This is a genomic window from Acidimicrobiales bacterium (genome assembly GCA_022452145.1).
Taxonomy (GTDB): Bacteria; Actinomycetota; Acidimicrobiia; order Acidimicrobiales; family MedAcidi-G1; genus UBA9410.
The window spans coordinates 16,260-33,115 of sequence record JAKURY010000014.1 but is presented as its reverse complement, the minus strand read 5'-3'; the positions used below and the strand labels follow the sequence as shown (position 1 = coordinate 33,115).

Sequence of the window (16,856 nt, the reverse complement as noted above, 5' to 3'; positions counted from 1 at the left end):
CGATACCGTTCAACAGGTGAGCAGGACCACGACCACCGCCGCCGGGGGCGAGGCCGTGATGCCGGGGCCCTCTGACCACGAGGGCCTCCCGATCAAGATGCTCAACGACCGGATCCTCGTCCGGACCGACACCGACGAGGGTGAGCGACGCTCCACCGGGGGCATCCTCATCCCGGCCACCGCGCAGGTCGGCAAGCGCCTGTCATGGGCTCAGGTGGTGGCGGCGGGTCCCAACGTGCGCTCCATGGAGGTCGGCGACCAGGTTCTGTTCAACCCTGAGGACCGCTACGAGGTCGAGGTCCGGGGCCACGACTACATCATCCTCCGGGAGCGGGACGTCCACGCTGTAGCCGCCCATCGCCTGGAGGAGGGCAGCACCGGGCTCTACCTGTGACCTGGAGTCGCTCCGGCGCCGAAACCCCCATCGGCCGATGGGTGGGCGACCGTAGGCTGACGTCATGTCCGACGTCGCTACGCCCATCTCCACCCCGATTTCCGTCACCACCGAGCAACTCGGTCGGGTCACCTTCAACGAGGCCGGGCTCGTGCCGGCAATCGTCCAGGAGGAGCACACGGGGCGGATCCTGATGATGGCCTGGATGAACGCCGACTCGCTTCGCGAGACGATGGCGACCGGCCGGACGTGGTTCTGGAGTCGAAGCCGTCAGGAGTACTGGTGCAAGGGCGAGACGTCGGGCGACCGGCAGTACGTCCGCGAGGCCTACTACGACTGTGACGGCGACACCCTCCTGTTCGTGGTCGAGCAGGAGGGTCGGGGAGCGTGCCACACGGGCGAGTACAGCTGCTTCTTCCGGGCATTCGGCCCCGACGCCGACTGATCACGTGGTCTCGCCCGATCGCGGGGAGTTCCGGAGGCTGGCCCGCAGCCACTCCGTGGTTCCCGTGTGGAGGGAACTCCTGGCCGACCTGACCACCCCGGTCTCGCTCTTCGCCCGCTGCGTCGGCGATGGTGAGGGCTTCCTGCTCGAGAGCGTGGAAAGGGGCGAGACCTGGGGTCGTTGGTCGTTCATCGGCCGGCGACCCTCGGCAACCCTCACCTCGATCGGGGGCGAGCTGGTTGTCGAAGGTGACCTGCCGGAGGGCATCCGGACCGGCGACGGTCTGCTGGCCGCCCTCGAGGACCTGTTGGCCCACTTCGAATCACCGACCATCGAGGGCATGCCGCCCCTGCACGGCGGGCTGATGGGCTACCTGGGATACGACGTGGTGAGGGAGGTCGAGCACCTTCCGGACGTACCTCCCGACGACAAGGGCTTCCCGGACGGGGTGATGTCGGTCATAGGCGAGCTGGTGGCGATCGATCACTGGCGCCAGCGGGCCGTGCTCATCGTGAACGTGGTCGTGCCCGACGATGCAGACGATGCGACGCTGGACGCCGCCTATGACGAAGCGGTCTCCAGCCTGGAGGTTCTGGCCAGCGACGGGGCCCGTCCCCTCGACGAACCCCTCATGGAGCCACCCGATCCCGATGACGAGCCGCCGGAGGTGACGTCCAGCATGGGTCCCGTGCTCTACGGGGCCGCAGTCGAGGCGGCGCGGGAGCACATCTTCGCCGGAGACGTGTTCCAGGTGGTCCTCTCCCAACGGTTCGACGTGGACCTCGACGCCGAGCCGTTCGACGTCTACCGCGTGCTCCGCCAACTCAATCCCAGCCCCTACATGTACTTCCTTCGCTACGACAACCTGTCGGTGGTCGGCGCATCGCCGGAGCCGATGGTCCGCCTCCTGGACGGGCGGGTGGTCTCCCGGCCGATCGCCGGGACCCGCCGCAGGGGCCGGACCGACGCCGACGACCGCCGGATGGCTGCCGAGTTGGCCGAGGATCCCAAGGAGGTCGCCGAGCACGTGATGCTGCTGGACCTTGCCCGCAACGACGTGGGACGGGTCGTGCGGTTCGGCACCGAGGAGGTGGAGGAGATGATGACGTTGGAGCGCTACAGCCACGTCATGCACCTGACCAGCCAGGTGGCCGGCGACCTTGCCGACGGGTGCACCCCGATCGATGTGCTGCGCGCCACCCTGCCGGCCGGCACGGTGTCCGGCGCCCCAAAGGTCCGGGCCATGGAGATCATCGACGCCCTGGAGCCGGTCAAGCGGGGGCCGTACGCGGGCGTGGTCGGCTACTTCGACTTCTCGGGCAACATCGACACGGCGATCGCCATCCGCACGATGCTTGTGGCCGATGGCGTGGCCTCGGTGCAGGCGGGCGCGGGCATCGTGGCCGACAGCGTCCCCGAGCTGGAACACCTGGAATGCCAGAACAAGGCCAGAGCGCTGCTGTCGGCCATTCCGGCGGCCCGTCGCATGACTGCGGCCCGGCGTGCCACCTCGGTACCAGATGAGGAGACCCGTGGCTGACACACGACTGGCCGTCAGGCGGCCACGCGACGTGGTGGCGGTGGTGGGCCCAGAGGCCCGGACCTACCTGCAGGGCCAGCTCAGCCAGGACGTCGAGGCCCTTGGGGTGGGTGGAGCGGCTGAGACGTTCCTGCTCCAGCCGGCCGGAAAGGTGGATGTCTGGCTGAGGGTCTCACGGCTCGCCGACGACCACTACGTGCTGGACGCCGACGCCGGGTACGGCCGGGTGGTGGTCGATCGGTTGCAGCGGTTCCTGCTCCGGACCGACTGCATGATCGAGTCGGTCGACTGGGACCTCGTGACCGTGATCGACGGGGAACCCTCCACGTTCCCGGCTCCGGCCGGAGGCTTGGCCCTGTCGGTGGCATGGCCCGGCCTGGAGGCCGTGGACCTCCTCGGGCCCTCGGTGGTGCTGCCCGACGGTGTTTCCGAGGGGTCACTGCAGTGCTGGGAGGCCCGACGGATCGCAGCCGGGATCCCCGCCATGGGAGCCGAGATCGATTCCAGCACCATTCCGGGAGCCACCGGTATGGTCGACCGGTCGGCCAGCTTCACCAAGGGCTGCTACACCGGCCAGGAGCTGGTGGCCCGGGTGGACAGCCGGTCGGCCGGGACGCCGACCCGGATCGTCCGGGCATCGGGGAGCGGCACTGCCCCGGCCGTCGGCACCGACATCACCGTCGACGGCGGTCCGGCCGGACACCTAACCAGCGTGGCGGCGGTCCGGGACGGCTTCGTGGCCCTCGCGTCGGTCCGTCGGGCTGTGGTCACCCCGGCCGACGCCGAGGCGGGCACGACCCCGGTCTCACTCCTCTGAGGAGCCGTAGTCCGTTGAAACCCGGCCCCAGTGGTCCGGGGCCATCAGTAGCCTCGGACGGTGGCCACCTACCTGGACCGAATTCTCTCCGACCACAGGTCTGCGGCTGCCGTCGACACCCGGAGCCTCGATGGCCTCATGGATCTGGCCCGTTCCCGACCTGCCGTCCGCGGATTCGGAGCAGCGCTGCGGGGCGGTGCCGGCACCGAGCCGGCGATCATCGCCGAGGTCAAGCGCCGGTCCCCCTCCAGGGGTGACCTGGTCGCCGACCTGGACCCGGCGGAGACGGCCTCCCAGTACGTCCTCGGGGGTGCGACATGCATCTCGGTCCTGACCGAAGCGGGCCACTTCGGAGGCTCGGTGGAGGACCTGACGAGGGCACGGGAGGCCGTCACGGTCCCGGTGCTCCGCAAGGACTTCACCATCGACGCCCGTGACGTCTGCGATGCCCGCATCATGGGTGCCGACGCCGTCCTCCTCATAGCATCGGCCCTGGACGACGCCGAGCTGGTGGACCACCACGCCCTGGCGCTCGAGCTCGGGTTGGACGCCCTGGTCGAGGTCCACGACGAGCCCGAGTTGGAGCGGGCGCTGGCGGTCGGAGCCCGGCTCGTCGGCGTGAACCAGCGGGACCTGGCCACCTTCGAGGTGGACATGGCGCGGGCTGTCCGCATGGCCCCCCTCATTCCGGATGCCGTCACCAGCGTCGCCGAGTCGGGGATACGCGGCCCACAGGACGCAGCGACCCTCCTCGAAGCCGGTTACCACGCCCTCCTGGTGGGAGAGTCGGTCGTGACCGCAGGAGACAGGGCCGGGGCCATCCGGGCCCTCCGGGGCGTCGGAGCAGGGGAGTAGCGTCACTGCCGTGTTCGTGAAGATCTGCGGTATCACGTGCGCCGAGGACGCCCTGCTGGCAACCGCCCTGGGTGCCGATGCGCTGGGCTTCGTATTCGCCCCGTCCCGCCGGCAGGTGTCCGAGACGGTGGTGCGCGACATCGTCGGCCAACTGCCCCACGACGTCCTGACCGTGGGGGTGTTCCGGAACACCGGGAAGACCCGGGTCGTCGAGATCGTGAACCGGATCGGCCTGAAGGCGGCCCAGTTGCACGGCCGGGAATCTCCGGCCACCTGTCGCTGGGTGGCCGAGAGGGTTCCGTTGACGATCCGCGCCCTGCCGGCGGGCTCACCCGACCTGCAACGGTTCGACGAGTACGACGCCGACCTCCTCCTCCTGGACTCGGCGGCTCCCGGCTCCGGCGAGGTCTTCGACTGGGCCCTGGCGGAAGGGGCGCCGGCGAACCGTCGGACCCTGCTGGCCGGCGGCCTCACCCCCGACAACGTCGGTTCGGCGATCGAGCAGGTGGACCCCTACGGTGTCGACGTCTCGTCCGGGGTCGAGTCAGGCCCGGGTCGCAAGGACCCTCGGTTGCTCCGGGCGTTCATTACCACCGCGAGGGCGGCACAACCCGTCCGCTACGAGGGCGATGTGGAGCGTCAACCCTTCGACTGGCAGGAGGAGGAGTGGCGGTGAGGAGGACTACGAGCCAAAGCGGGGGCCCCCGACCATGAGCCTGACCGATCCGACGCCCGACGGCAGGTTCGGCGACTTCGGTGGTCGCTTCGTCCCGGAGACGCTGATCCCCGCGGTGCTGGAACTCGAGGAGGCCTTCCTGGAGGCCTGGGCCGACCCGTCCTACCGGGCCGACCTGGACGGGTTGCTGGCCGACTACGCCGGCCGGCCGTCCCCGATGACCGAATGCCACAATCTCTCCGAACAATTGGGCTGCCGGTTGCTCCTGAAGCGCGAGGACCTGAACCACACGGGTTCCCACAAGATCAACAACGTGCTCGGACAGGCGCTCCTGGCCAGGAGGATGGGCAAGACCCGGCTCCTGGCCGAGACCGGTGCCGGACAGCACGGCGTGGCCGCGGCGACGGCGGCCGCTCTGCTGGGCATGGAGTGCTGCGTCTACATGGGCGAGGTGGACGTGCAGCGCCAGGAGTTGAACGTATTTCGCATGCGGTTGCTGGGGGCCGAGGTCCGGACGGCCATGTCCGGCAGCCGGACTCTGAAGGACGCGGTGAACGAGGCCATGCGCGACTGGGTCGCCACGGTGGAGGAGTCGCACTACTGCCTCGGTTCGGTGATGGGACCCCACCCCTATCCATGGATGGTGCGAACCTTCCAGGAGGTGCTTGGTCGTGAGGCCCGGGAGCAGAGCGAGACACTGCTGGGGGGCCCACCGGACGTGGTGGTGGCCTGCGTGGGTGGTGGATCGAACGCCATAGGCATCTTCTCCGGCTTCGCCGACGCGGCGACCGAGCTGGTGGGCGTGGAGCCGGCAGGCGGGGCGGCGATCGGTCGGGGCGTGCCCGGGGTCGTCCACGGCATGGAGTCGTACCTGATGCAGGACGAGTTCGGCCAGGTCCTGGAGGCCGAGTCGATCAGCGCCGGGCTGGACTATCCGGGCGTCGGGCCGGAACACAGCCACCTGGCGGCCGTCGGGCGGGCGCGCTACGAGTCGGTCACCGATGCGGAGGTGGTGGAGGCCTTCCAGCTCCTGAGTCGGGCCGAGGGGATCATTCCGGCTCTCGAGCCGGCCCACGCTTTGGCCTGGGTGTCCAGAGAGCGGGCGTCGTTGGCCGGCAGGTCCGTGGTCCTGAACCTCTCGGGTCGTGGCGACAAGGACGTCGCCCAGATGATGGAGATCCTGGCGTGAGCGGCGATCGGGTCACCGGACCGGTGGAGACGGCGCTTCGGGCTCGGCGGGACGCTGGGGGCAAGTGCCTGGTGCCCTACCTGACCGGTGGCCTTGGCGACGACTGGGTCGAGACCGCCCGGGCCGCTGCCGCAGCGGGCGCCGACGCCATCGAGGTCGGCATCCCGTTCTCCGATCCGGTCATGGACGGGCCCACCATCCAGGCCGCCAACGACCTGGCACTGGCAGGCGGCGCCACTCCGGTCAGCATCCTCGATGCCCTCCGGGGCGCCGACGTGGGCGTCCCGCTGGCCGTGATGACGTACTACAACATCGCCCATCGGATGGGCCTGGAGAGGTTCGCCGACTCGCTGCTGGAGGCCGGTGTCTCAGGCTGCATCCTGCCCGACCTTCCCCTGGAGGAGGCCGAGCCCTGGCTGGAGGTCGCCGCCGACGTCGGCGTGGAGTCGATCCTGCTCGCCGCACCCACCGCCCCCGACGACCGCCTTCCCCGGATCTGTGGACGTTCCAGGGGCTTCGTCTACGGCGTAGGGCTCCTGGGCGTGACAGGGGTCAGGGCCGAGCTGGCGGCCAGCGCGGTCGAGATCGCCACCCGCCTGAAGGCCGTGACCGACGTTCCGGTGCTCGTCGGCGTCGGGGTGGGCACACCCGCCCAGGCGGTCGAGGCGTCGCGACACGGCGACGGCGTGGTGGTCGGCTCGGCGGTCGTGCAACGCATGGTCGACGGCGCGGGTCCGGAAGGCGTTGGCGAGCTGGTCGCCGGGTTCCGCGCCGCCCTCGACGCCTCGTGAGGGTCCCGCTGGGCCGTCGAACTCCCTGGACGGCCGAGGATGGTCGATCCGCCGACAGCCTCTACGACCTCGTCGGCCCGGACTGGTTCGTCGCACTCGTGGATCGCTTCTACGACGGCGTCGCCACCGACGAGTTGCTGAGGCCCCTCTATCCGGAGGACCTGGAGGAGTCCCGTCGCCATCTGGCCGGATTCCTCCAGCAGTACTGGGGCGGGCCGCCCGACTACAGCGCGGAGCGTGGGCATCCCCGCCTCCGCATGCGCCACGCACCGTTTCGGATCAGGACACAGGAGCGCGACGCCTGGATCCGGCACATGGCCACCGCTGTGGCCGCCGGGGACCTCCTGGAGGCTGCGGCCACGACGGTGATGGAGTACTTCGAGGGTGCGGCCAGCCACGTGGTGAACGATCCCGACTGAACCCGAAACGGGGCTCCCGACGTCCTCTTCGTCAACCCTTGTGATTCTGTCATAGCACCTCGATGTAGGGCAGATCCGTGCAATCAAGCGGAACGCTGGGCGGAAATGCTTGACATGGGCCGCTTCAGGTAGTCGGATGTCATTCGACCACCAGGTGGGCAGGCCCATCCGGGGACCAAAAAAAGGAGATGGTCGATGAACAAGAGCGATTTGATCGGAGCTATGGCCGGTCGGGCTGGCGTGTCCAACAAGGACGCCGGCGCCTGTCTGGACGCATTCTTCGAGGTGGTGGCCGCGGAGGTGGCATCTGGTGACGCCAAGGTGTCGGTGCCCGGCTGGATCTCGTTCGAGCAGGTCATCAGGGCCGCCCGCAAGGGCCGCAACCCGCAGACGGGTGAGGAGATCCAGGTTGCCGCCACCAGGGCCTGCAAGGTCTCGGTCGGCTCGAAGCTGAAGGCGGCCGCCAAGAGCAGCGGGGCGCCCGGCGAGGCAGCCGCAGAAGAAGAGACACCTGCACCGGAGGAGTACTCCGCTCCCCGAGCCTGGTAACACTCGGCACCTGCCCGGCCGCGACGACCGGCAGGCGAACACCACCGTGGGCAGTGAGGCCGGGGCGATCCTGCTGCGCCCTCGTACGTTCCTCGGATTCGCCAGACCAGCGGGGAGGCGCCGGTGTATGACGAGCCGATGACCGACCTGCCGCCACCTGAGGCGGTGATACCCCACCGGGCCCCCTTCCTGCTGCTGACCGAGGTCACCAAGGTCACGGTGGGCGAACGGGCCGTGGGCTACTGGCAGTTGACGGGAGCCGAACCGTTCTTCGCAGGACACTTCCCGGGTCGCCCAACGCTCCCGGGAGTCCTGATGTGCGAGTCGATCGCACAGCTGGGGGCCTATGCGCTGCTCAGCCGGCCCGACTTCGCGGGTCGCCTGGCGCTGTTTGGGGGTCTGGACGGTGTCAGGTTCCGCCGCCAGGTCCTACCCGGGGAGAGGCTGGACCTCGAGGTCGAGTTGGGCCGGGTGTCGGCCAGGGCCGGCAGGGGGAGTGGTCGGGCGTCGGTTGACGGCGAGGAGGCCTGCCGATGTGATCTCCTCTTCGTCTTCGTACAGGACGCCTGATCGATACGGTCCGTGGGCCCCGGGCCGACGGAGGGGGCGATCAGTTCGGAGCGATCACCAGGCTGCCGTTGTGGCCGCCGAACCCGAACGAGTTAGACATCGAGATGCCCGGCTCCCACGGGGCCGCCGATCCGGTGACCAGGTCGATCGGCGGCATGTCCGGATCCACCGTGGCGTAGCCGGCTGTCGGGGGGATGAGCCCCTTCTGCATGGAGAGCACGACGGCGACGGCCTCGATGGCGCCGGCTGCGCCGAGGGCATGGCCCGTGATCCCCTTGGTGGACGTGACCCGGGGCCCGTCGGGGCCGAAGATCTCGGCCATGGCCACGGCCTCGGCCATGTCGTTCAACGGGGTCGAGGTGCCGTGGGCGTTCACGTGGCGGATCTGGTCAGGCTCCACCTCGGCCTCCTCGAGGGCGAGGCGCATGCAGGTGATGGCTCCGACGCCGCCGGGAGACGGAGCGGTGATGTGGTGGGCGTCGGCCGTGCTGGCCCCTCCGAGTATCTCGGCGAGGATGGTTGCCCCTCTGGCCCTGGCCATCTCCCAGTCCTCGAGGACCAGGATGCCGGCGCCCTCGCCCATGACGAAGCCGTCGCGCTCGGCGTCGAACGGCCGTGAGATCCCGAGCGAGGAGAAGGCGGTCATGTTGGTGAAGCCAGCTATCGCCGTCTCTACGAAGGCCGCTTCGCTGCCGCCAGCAAGCACAACGTCGCAGCGCCCGTGGGCGATGAGGCGGGCGGCGTTGGCCACGGCATGGGTGCCGGCGGCACACGCAGTGCAGGTGTTCTCAGCCGGACCCTGGAAGCCGTGGCGCATGGAGACAGCCGCCGGAGCGGCATTCGGCATCATCATGGGCACCATGAAGGGCGACACCCGACGGGGGCCTTTCTCATGCATGATCAGGATCTGATCCTCGAGGGTGGCAATCCCGCCGATGCCGGTACCGATGAACACGCCGCTACGGAACGGATCGGCGGTCAGGGGGCCGGCCTGCTCGAGGGCCATGTCGGCGGCCGCGATGGCGAACTGGGTGCACCGGTCGCTCCGTCGGACCTCCTTCGGGTTCTTGAAGTGGGGGGTCGGATCGAAGTCGTGGACCCGCCTGTCACCCACCGGTGCGTCTCCGCAGAGGCCGTCCCAGAACGCGTCGGTGCCTATGCCACACGAGGCGACGACGCCCAGTCCCGTGACGGCGACCCGACGACGGGGCATCAGAGCTTGCAGGCGATGAGGTCGTAGGCGCCACCGATCGTGGTGATGCCCTCGAGCTCCTCCTCCTCGACCGTCACGCCAAACTCCTCCTCGAGGGCCATGATCAGCTCTACCAGGTCGAGGCTGTCGGCGTTGAGGTCGTCGGCGAAGGAAGCCTCCCTGGTTACCTGCCCGGCATCGACTGAGAGGACCTCCACCGCACACTTCGTGAATCTTTCGAAATTCTCGTTACTCACCGTCAGGCTCCGTTTCTCATCGGTGATCTGAACTGCATCACCCTACGGCGGTCGGGCCAAGCGGGGAATCCATTCCCCCCGGAGGAGGTGGTCATTCCTGTCACAGCCTGACGATCCGTCAGCCGGGGAGCCGGCGGAGGTCAGCCCATGTAGGCCGACACACGGGCTCAGCCCATGAACAGGCCGCCGTCGACCGGGAGCACCGCCCCGGTTATGTAGGCGGCGGCGTCCGAGGCCAGGAAGGTGACGGCGGCCGCCACCTCCTCGGCCCCTCCCAGGCGACCCAGCGGTACCGCCTCGGCGTAGGCGGCCTGCTGGTCCTCAGGGAGGCCGGCGAGCATGTCGGTCAGGATCGGGCCCGGTGCCACCACGTTGACCGTCACGTTGCGGCTTGCGAACTCCTTGGCCAGGGACCTACCCAGGCCGACCAGACCGGCCTTGGAGGCCGCATAGTTGGCCTGGCCCGTCTGGCCTATCCGTCCGGCGATCGACGAGACCAGGATGATCCGACCCCAGCGGCCCTTCATCATCGATCTGACGGCCCTCCGGGCCACGCGAAAGGCGCCGGTCAGGTTGGCGTCGATCACGTCGATGAAGTCCTCGTCAGACATCCGCAGCACAAGGCCGTCGCGGGTGATGCCGGCGTTGGCCACGAGGACCTCGACCGGGCCCAGGCCCTCCTCGATGGAGGCGAAGGCGGCTTCGACCGCTGCGGAATCGGTGACGTCGCACGGAACGGCCAGGATCCCGGCGTCGGCAAGTTCCCCGGGGGCCTCGCCCCGACAGGTCACCGCTACCCGGTGGCCGTCTGCGGCGAACGCACGGGCACATGCCAACCCGATTCCCCGGTTGCCTCCGGTAACCATCACGACTCGGCTCATCTCACCCTCCCGGGGATAATCGTCATAAGGTCAGGTGGCCCGCAGCCAGGCGATCGGCTTGGATGAGCTCACCCGTTCGGTTTCCACGGCCAGCCAGCCCATGAGCTCACCGGCGAACGGGGAGTAGACCTCCTCTACGCCGATGTGGCCGAGGAGTGCGCCTGCTGCGACCTGCTGGCCCGGATACAGGTCCGGCACAGGGGTGAAGACCCCGGCGCAGGGGCTGACCACCATCCGGTCCGTGGCGAAGAGGTGTTCTCCCTCGGGTGCATGGACGCCATCGTCGAGCGGTGCGGCCAACGCGTCCAGGAGGGTGTCGAGGTCGTCAGGCGTGTTGACCGTGAGGCGCAGCGCCCCCTTCAGGCTGCGCTTCACCAGGCTGGTCAGAACGCTGCCGGGGCCCAGCTCCACGAACGTGGTGAATCCGGCCCCGGTCAGGGTCTGGAGTGTCTGGGACCAGCGGACCGGGCTGCACAGCTGGGCATTCATGAGCACCCGCCAGGTTGCGGGGTTCGAATGGATGCCGGCGTCCACGTTGGCCACCACCACGCTCTCCGGCGACCGGAGGTCGGTTCGCTCTATGGCCTCGCCGAGGCGGTCCCTGGCCGGGGACATGAACGGTGTGTGGAAGGCACCGGATACCTCCAGTCCGGTGACCCGCTTGGCGCCACGGGCCCTTGACCCGTCGCCGGCTGCGGCGACGGCATCCGGGTCACCGGCTATTACCACCTGGCCCGGGGCGTTGTAGTTGGCCACCCACACGGAGCCACCAACCTCGGCACACGCCTCTTCCACGCCGGCGTCATCGAGGCCCAGAACCGCAGCCATGGTGCCGATCGGGTCCCGGGCGGCCTCCTGCATGGCCTCGCCCCGCTCGACGACAAGGGCCACCGCGTCGGAGAAGTCGAGCGCTCCAGAAGCCGTCAGGGCGCTGTACTCCCCGAGGCTGTGCCCAGCGTGGCCGGCTGCGTCGATGCCCAGGCGGGCCACTGCGTCCAGGATGACCATGCTGGTGACGAAGGTGGCCAGTTGGGCGTTGCGGGTGGCGCGGAGCTTCTCGGCATCGGCCTCGAGCAGGAGGTGGGCCACGTCCCGCCCGGCTGCCGCCGAGGCATCCTCGACCAGTTCCCACGACGGGTGGTCCACCCACGGAGCGCCCATGCCTGGCTGCTGGGAGCCCTGGCCGGAGTACGTGAAGGCGATCATCGTTGGTCTCCTCGGGCGGTGGTGCCACGGCCGGGCCGGGCGGCAGCCTGACCAATCCTGCGGCCCATAGTGTGGCCGATGGGCGGCTCCTTTGGGCACGGTGGCCCAGATGGGCGGCGCGGGAGCATGGGGACCGGCAGGTGCGGTAATGCCCACCGGTAGGCTCGGCCGGTCGCCCGGGTGGCGGAATTGGCAGACGCGGAGGACTCAAAATCCTCTGGCCGCGAGGTCGTGCGGGTTCAAGTCCCGCCCCGGGCACGATGACGACAGGCTGCCGGCTGCGGCGTCCCCGCAGCGTTGCGCCCGGTCGCGACGGACCTGGACTGGCCCCTCCCATGGGCCATGCGGTCGGCTTCGCCTGGTCGGGACGGCCCAGCGGTTCCAGGTCCGTAGACTGGCTAGTCCCATGGCACGACCGGTGATCGAACGACGGCTGAGAGAGCTCGGCGACCGCCTTCGGCGGCTCCGGGCCGACTTGGCGGTGGCAGAGGAACAGTTGGCCCACTTCGCCGCCGACGCCGACGACGCCAGGGTCAGGTCGCTGGTATCCGAGACGGCCATCTCCGAGCGGGCCCATCGGGGTGCAGACCGACACGCCCGTACCATGGCCCGCCACCGGGATGAGGTGGTGGCCGAGATCTCACGACTGGAGGCCGCCCAGGACGGCCTGCTGGACCGGCTGGCCGCCGATGGGTGAGACGCTCGGCATCGCCGCCGACGGCGCCACCCCAGGCGAGGTTTCCACCAGGGTCCGGGTGGTCCTCGCCGAGGACGAGGCCATAATCCGGCTGGACCTGAAGGAGACCCTCGAGGACGAGGGCTACGACGTGGTCGGTGACACGGGTCGGGGCGACCACGCCGTCGAGCTCGTAGGCGACCTGGATCCCGACGTGGTCATCCTGGACATCAAGATGCCGGGACTTGACGGGATCGAGGCGGCTCGACGGATAGCCGCCTCCCATGACGCCGCGGTAGTGATACTCACCGCCTTCAGCCAGCGGGAGCTCATCGATCGGGCCGTCGAGGCCGGGGCACTGGCCTACCTGGTTAAGCCCTTCCAACGTTCGGAACTCGTACCGGCCGTGGAGATTGCCCTGGCACGCCATCGGGAGATGCGTGCGCTGACCGACCAGGCCCGTACCCTGGCCGACCGGCTGGAGGCCCGGAAGGCGATCGACCGGGCCAAGGGCGTCCTAATCGACGACGCTGGGCTGTCGGAGGGTGAGGCCTTCCGCTTCATCCAGGTCACAGCGATGTCCGGTCGCCGGACCATGGCCGACGTGGCCCGGGCGGTCATCGGCGACGACCTTCGCCCCTGACCGGACCTGCCCACGGGAGCGGTACATGGCCGACCGTGGGCGGTAGCGGTCACGGGGTCCGCGGTATTGTCCGGCCGGTGTCCGGCCTGCTGATCCTCGACGGTAACTCCCTGATCTACCGGGCGTTCTTCGCGATCTCTCGGGACATGGTGACCAGGTCCGGCCAGGAGACGAACGCCATCTTCGGCTTCACCCAGATGCTGATCACCCTGCTCCGGGAGCATGAGCCCGACGGGGTGGTGGTGGCCTTTGACCTGCCGGGCGACACGTTCCGCCACGAGCGGCTGCCCTCCTACAAGGCCAACCGGGAGAGGCAGGATGACAGCCTCTACCAGCAGTTGGACCTCGTGCGCGAGTTGGTCGATGCCCTGGGGTTCCTGGTGGTGGAGGCCGAAGGCTTCGAGGCCGACGACGTGATCGCCACCCTGGCCACCATGGCGTCGGCCGCCGGTCGGGACGTCACCATCGTCACCGGCGACCGGGACAGCTACCAACTGGTCGATGATCCCCATGTCCGCGTGCTTTACAACAGGCGGGGCGTGTCGGACTACGCCCTGTACGACGAGGCGGGGATCCGGGAACGCACCGGTGTGCGACCCGTCGACTACGTCGCCTATGCGGCACTCCGGGGGGACCCCTCGGACAACCTCCCCGGTGTCCCCGGCGTCGGCGAGAAGACGGCCGCGAAGCTGATCAACGCCTATGGGGGGCTGGATGGCGTCTTTGCTGCCGCCGGAGAGCAGACCCCCAGGCTCAGCGAGAACCTGCTGGCGCACGAGGCGCTCGCACGCCTGAACGAGGAGCTCATGGCCCTGGTGCGCGACGTCCCCCTCGGGTTGTGCGTCGACGACCTCGAACAGGGGCCGGTCGACATGGAGCGGGCGGGCGGTCTCCTGGAGGTACTGGAGCTGAGCAGGGCCCGGAAGAACCTCGCCCCTCTGCTGGGCGTGGACTTCGGTGGACCGGCCGATGGACCCGGCGGCCCGGCCGGCGACCTGGAGGTGGCCGTGGAACGTTGCTTCGACAGGGCGGCGGTCCTTGCCGCCGTGCGGGCACTCACGGGATCCCCGATCGGGATGGCGACAGTGCAGGACCCGCCGCCCAGCGCCACCGGGCCCGGTCTGGGTGGCGGCATCGCGTTGTCCGACGGCGAGCGGGCATGGTGGGTCGACGAGAATTTGCTGTCCGACTCGTTGGAGGCGCTCCGAAACCTGCTCGGACCGGGCGGACCCGGGGTGGTGGCCCACGACGCCAAGCCGGCGCTCAGGGCCATGGCCCGCCTCGGGCTGGACGAGGTGACACTCGTCATGGATACGGCCCTGGCCGCGTACCTGCTGGACCCGGCCGACGCCGGCTACGACCTGGCGACGTTGCTGGAACGCCACGATGGGCGGAGCCTGTCCGACCTGGGGCCTCCTGATGGGCAGCTCGACCTGTCCGGGGAGACCTTCGACCCGGCGGTCGAGGCGGGGGTCCGGGCAGCGGCAGCAGCCGTCCTGCAGGAGCCGCTCCTGGCAGCCCTGGAAGCCCAGGGCCTACGCGAGCTGAACGCCACCCTCGAGGTGCCTCTGGTCGCCGTGCTGGCCCGGATGGAGGAGCTGGGCGTGGGGGTCGACGTGGCCGAGCTGACCCGGCTGCGCGACCAACTGACGTCGGACTGCGACCGGCTTCGGGGCATGGTGCACGAGGCTGCCGGGGAGGAGTTCAACGTGAACTCCACCCAGCAGCTCCGGGAGGTCCTCTTCGGAAACCTGGGCCTCACCCCGGGAAAGAAGACCAAGACCGGGTACTCGACCGACGCTGCGACCCTGGAACGGCTCCGCGGGGACCACCCGGTGGTTGATCACCTGCTGGCCTACCGGGAGGTTGAGAAGCTCCGCTCCACGTACGGCGAGGGCCTGTTGGCCGCGGTCGGGCCGGGAGACCGGATCCGGGCGACGTTCAACCAGACGGTGGCCAGGACGGGTCGGCTCAGCTCCGACGCCCCGAACCTCCACAACATCCCGATTCGTACCGAGGCCGGCCGTGCATTCCGGCGAGCCTTCGTGCCGGCGCCGGGCCGGTCCCTGCTGGTGGCCGACTACAACCAGATAGAGCTGCGCTGCATTGCCCACCTGGCCGATGACCCGGGGCTCATCGCCGCCTTCGAGGCCGGAGACGACGTGCACACCGCCGTGGCCTCGCGGACCTGGGGCATCGACCCCTCGGAGGTCACCACCGAGGTCCGCAACCGGGCGAAGATGGTGGCATACGGCCTGGCTTACGGCATGGAGGCCTACGGCCTGGCCCAGCGCCTCGGTTCCCCGGTGGAGGAGGCCGCCGAGATCCTCGACTCGTACTTCGAGGCCTTTCCGGCGATCCGTGCCTACATGGACCGGACGGTGGCAGAGGCCCGACAGAAGGGCTACACGGAAACCCTGTTCGGCCGCCGTCGGCGCATACCGGAGCTCTCGTCGCCCAACTACAACGTCAGGCTGGCGGGGGAGAGGCAGGCCATGAACGCCGCCATTCAGGGTCTGGCCGCAGACGTGTTCAAGGTGGCCCTGATCCGCATCGACCGGGGTCTCCGGGACGCCGGGGCGACCACGGCCCTGGTCCTGCAGGTCCACGACGAGGTCATCCTGGAGGTGCCGCCCGACGAGCTCTCCGAGGTCGAGGCCATGGTCCGGGCCGAGATGACCGGCGCCTACGAGCTGCGGGTCGAGTTGGCCGTGGAGGTGGCGGTCGGCACCACCTGGGCCGCCGCCAAGGGCTGAGGGAGGCCAGGTGGTCGAACGGGGCGGGAACCACTGGTTCGAGGAGGTGGCCGACCACCTGGGTGCCGCCTACCTGCGTTACTCGTTCACCTACGGCACGGTCCATGAGGTCGACACCATCGTGGCCGCGTTGGGCCTGAGGTCTGGCCAGCGGATCCTGGACGTCGGCTGCGGGCCCGGTCGCCACGCCCACGAGCTGGCCCGACGTGGATTCTCGGTGGTGGGTGTGGACGTCTCGTCCACCTTCATCGACCTCGCCCGCCTGGAGGCTCCTGACGGCGCCTCCTTCGTCGTCGGTGACGCCCGACGGATGGACTTCGAAGCGGAGTTCGATGCCGTCATCTCCCTCTGCCAGGGGGCCTTCGGCCTGGCAGGCGGCCCGGGAGCCGACGATGGGGTGGTGGACCCGGACGGGGTGATCCTGGAGCGAATCGTGGCGGCGGCTAAGCCCGGCGGGGGAGTGGCCATGAGTGCCTTCTCCGCCTACTTCCAGGTCCGCTTCCTGGAGGACCATGACGACTTCGATGCGGGCTCCGGGGTCAACCAGGAGCGGACGGTGCTGCGCGGTGTCGACGGGTCGGAGGTCGCGGCCGACCTGTGGACGACCTGCTTCACCCCACGTGAGCTTCGCCTCCTCTGTGACCGGGCTGGCCTGGAGGTGATCGGAATCCGCTCGGTCCGGCCGGGGGACTACTCGGATCGGGCACCCGACCTGGAGCACCCGGAGTTCCTGGTCCTGGGGCGGCGGTGCCCCTGAGCCGGACATCGGCACCCCGAATGAGCACAGAGCGCCCCGGAGCAGGCCTCGGACAGCCTGGAACGGGCCTCGGACAGTTTGGAACGGCTCCGGGCGCTGTAGCAGTCGTCCCCCGGTAGGCTCTTGCGGTCCGATCCGCGCAACCGTGGGCTCCCGGACTGACCCTGTCCACCTACTCCCATCCGACGAGAAGAACACGTGTCCGACCTCACCCTGACCGCAACCGCCCTCGAATCCACGCCC

At 69.4% G+C, this 16,856-nt stretch carries 19 protein-coding genes and 1 tRNA gene; 16 read left to right on the top strand and 4 right to left on the bottom strand.

The window, feature by feature from the left end; all coding sequences use genetic code 11:
• Window positions 1-16: 16 nt before the first annotated feature.
• The 11 genes from MK177_06800 (at window position 17) to fabZ (ending at window position 8,245) form a co-directional block, all read left to right on the top strand.
• Window positions 17-394: a co-chaperone GroES gene (locus MK177_06800; GenBank protein ID MCH2427026.1), complete on the top strand. Its 378-nt coding sequence runs from the start codon at window positions 17-19 to the stop codon at window positions 392-394.
• A gap of 64 nt (window positions 395-458) precedes the next feature.
• On the top strand, window positions 459-839 hold the full coding sequence (gene hisI, locus MK177_06795; protein MCH2427025.1) for a phosphoribosyl-AMP cyclohydrolase: 381 nt from the start codon (window positions 459-461) through the stop codon (window positions 837-839).
• A 4-nt stretch (window positions 840-843) separates the two neighbouring features.
• Entirely contained in the window at window positions 844-2,379 is a 1,536-nt protein-coding gene (gene trpE / locus MK177_06790; GenBank protein MCH2427024.1) for an anthranilate synthase component I, read from the top strand.
• Window positions 2,372-3,196, top strand: coding sequence for a hypothetical protein (locus tag MK177_06785; GenBank protein ID MCH2427023.1), 825 nt, complete (start codon window positions 2,372-2,374; stop codon window positions 3,194-3,196). The genes trpE and MK177_06785 overlap by 8 nt, the downstream gene beginning before the upstream one ends.
• 60 nt (window positions 3,197-3,256) lie before the next feature.
• Window positions 3,257-4,051 (top strand): indole-3-glycerol phosphate synthase TrpC, encoded by a 795-nt coding sequence (locus tag MK177_06780; protein ID MCH2427022.1) that lies wholly within the window; start codon window positions 3,257-3,259, stop codon window positions 4,049-4,051.
• A gap of 10 nt (window positions 4,052-4,061) precedes the next feature.
• Window positions 4,062-4,727: a phosphoribosylanthranilate isomerase gene (locus MK177_06775; protein MCH2427021.1), complete on the top strand. Its 666-nt coding sequence runs from the start codon at window positions 4,062-4,064 to the stop codon at window positions 4,725-4,727.
• Between the two features lie 34 nt (window positions 4,728-4,761).
• Complete coding sequence (gene trpB / locus MK177_06770; protein MCH2427020.1) at window positions 4,762-5,916, top strand: tryptophan synthase subunit beta; 1,155 nt, start codon at window positions 4,762-4,764, stop codon at window positions 5,914-5,916.
• Window positions 5,913-6,707 (top strand): tryptophan synthase subunit alpha, encoded by a 795-nt coding sequence (gene trpA / locus MK177_06765; GenBank protein ID MCH2427019.1) that lies wholly within the window; start codon window positions 5,913-5,915, stop codon window positions 6,705-6,707. The genes trpB and trpA overlap by 4 nt, the downstream gene beginning before the upstream one ends.
• A 98-nt stretch (window positions 6,708-6,805) precedes the next feature.
• Window positions 6,806-7,126 (top strand): globin, encoded by a 321-nt coding sequence (locus tag MK177_06760; protein MCH2427018.1) that lies wholly within the window; start codon window positions 6,806-6,808, stop codon window positions 7,124-7,126.
• Window positions 7,127-7,321: 195 nt separating this feature from the next.
• On the top strand, window positions 7,322-7,675 hold the full coding sequence (locus tag MK177_06755; GenBank protein ID MCH2427017.1) for an HU family DNA-binding protein: 354 nt from the start codon (window positions 7,322-7,324) through the stop codon (window positions 7,673-7,675).
• A gap of 138 nt (window positions 7,676-7,813) precedes the next feature.
• Window positions 7,814-8,245 (top strand): 3-hydroxyacyl-ACP dehydratase FabZ, encoded by a 432-nt coding sequence (gene fabZ, locus MK177_06750; GenBank protein MCH2427016.1) that lies wholly within the window; start codon window positions 7,814-7,816, stop codon window positions 8,243-8,245.
• Window positions 8,246-8,285: 40 nt separating this feature from the next.
• Here fabZ and MK177_06745 read toward each other — a convergent pair whose 3' ends face one another.
• From MK177_06745 to MK177_06730, 4 genes are all read right to left on the bottom strand, one after another.
• Complete coding sequence (locus MK177_06745; GenBank protein MCH2427015.1) at window positions 8,286-9,458, bottom strand: beta-ketoacyl-ACP synthase II; 1,173 nt, start codon at window positions 9,456-9,458, stop codon at window positions 8,286-8,288.
• Window positions 9,458-9,655, bottom strand: coding sequence for an acyl carrier protein (gene acpP, locus MK177_06740; protein ID MCH2427014.1), 198 nt, complete (start codon window positions 9,653-9,655; stop codon window positions 9,458-9,460). The genes MK177_06745 and acpP overlap by 1 nt, the downstream gene beginning before the upstream one ends.
• Window positions 9,656-9,861: 206 nt before the next feature.
• The gene (gene fabG, locus MK177_06735; protein ID MCH2427013.1) at window positions 9,862-10,575 is read right to left on the bottom strand and encodes a 3-oxoacyl-ACP reductase FabG; all 714 of its coding nucleotides are present in this window, start codon (window positions 10,573-10,575) and stop codon (window positions 9,862-9,864) included.
• Window positions 10,576-10,605: 30 nt separating this feature from the next.
• Complete coding sequence (locus tag MK177_06730) at window positions 10,606-11,781, bottom strand: ACP S-malonyltransferase (protein MCH2427012.1); 1,176 nt, start codon at window positions 11,779-11,781, stop codon at window positions 10,606-10,608.
• Window positions 11,782-11,955: 174 nt separating this feature from the next.
• On the opposite strand from MK177_06730, the gene MK177_06725 reads away from it, so the two are divergent.
• The 5 genes from MK177_06725 (at window position 11,956) to MK177_06705 (ending at window position 16,613) form a co-directional block, all read left to right on the top strand.
• Window positions 11,956-12,039, top strand: a tRNA-Leu gene (locus MK177_06725).
• A 148-nt stretch (window positions 12,040-12,187) separates the two neighbouring features.
• Window positions 12,188-12,478: a hypothetical protein gene (locus MK177_06720; protein ID MCH2427011.1), complete on the top strand. Its 291-nt coding sequence runs from the start codon at window positions 12,188-12,190 to the stop codon at window positions 12,476-12,478.
• Window positions 12,471-13,100 carry a response regulator gene (locus MK177_06715; GenBank protein ID MCH2427010.1) on the top strand — a complete coding sequence of 210 codons (630 nt, stop codon included), beginning with the start codon at window positions 12,471-12,473 and terminating at the stop codon, window positions 13,098-13,100. The genes MK177_06720 and MK177_06715 overlap by 8 nt, the downstream gene beginning before the upstream one ends.
• A 77-nt stretch (window positions 13,101-13,177) precedes the next feature.
• On the top strand, window positions 13,178-15,856 hold the full coding sequence (gene polA, locus MK177_06710) for a DNA polymerase I (GenBank protein ID MCH2427009.1): 2,679 nt from the start codon (window positions 13,178-13,180) through the stop codon (window positions 15,854-15,856).
• Window positions 15,857-15,866: 10 nt separating this feature from the next.
• Window positions 15,867-16,613, top strand: coding sequence for a class I SAM-dependent methyltransferase (locus MK177_06705; protein MCH2427008.1), 747 nt, complete (start codon window positions 15,867-15,869; stop codon window positions 16,611-16,613).
• Window positions 16,614-16,856 lie beyond the last annotated feature (243 nt).

Excerpts from the sequence above, each read along its gene's own strand:
- hisI (MCH2427025.1), top strand. The coding sequence starts at position 459 with ATGTCCGACGTCGCTACGCCCATCTCCACCCCGATTTCCGTCACCACC.
- trpB (MCH2427020.1), top strand. The coding sequence starts at position 4,762 with ATGAGCCTGACCGATCCGACGCCCGACGGCAGGTTCGGCGACTTCGGT.
- MK177_06755 (MCH2427017.1), top strand. The coding sequence starts at position 7,322 with ATGAACAAGAGCGATTTGATCGGAGCTATGGCCGGTCGGGCTGGCGTG.
- fabZ (MCH2427016.1), top strand. The coding sequence starts at position 7,814 with ATGACCGACCTGCCGCCACCTGAGGCGGTGATACCCCACCGGGCCCCC.
- MK177_06745 (MCH2427015.1), bottom strand. The coding sequence starts at position 9,458 with ATGCCCCGTCGTCGGGTCGCCGTCACGGGACTGGGCGTCGTCGCCTCG.
- fabG (MCH2427013.1), bottom strand. The coding sequence starts at position 10,575 with ATGAGCCGAGTCGTGATGGTTACCGGAGGCAACCGGGGAATCGGGTTG.
- MK177_06730 (MCH2427012.1), bottom strand. The coding sequence starts at position 11,781 with ATGATCGCCTTCACGTACTCCGGCCAGGGCTCCCAGCAGCCAGGCATG.
- MK177_06720 (MCH2427011.1), top strand. The coding sequence starts at position 12,188 with ATGGCACGACCGGTGATCGAACGACGGCTGAGAGAGCTCGGCGACCGC.
- MK177_06715 (MCH2427010.1), top strand. The coding sequence starts at position 12,471 with ATGGGTGAGACGCTCGGCATCGCCGCCGACGGCGCCACCCCAGGCGAG.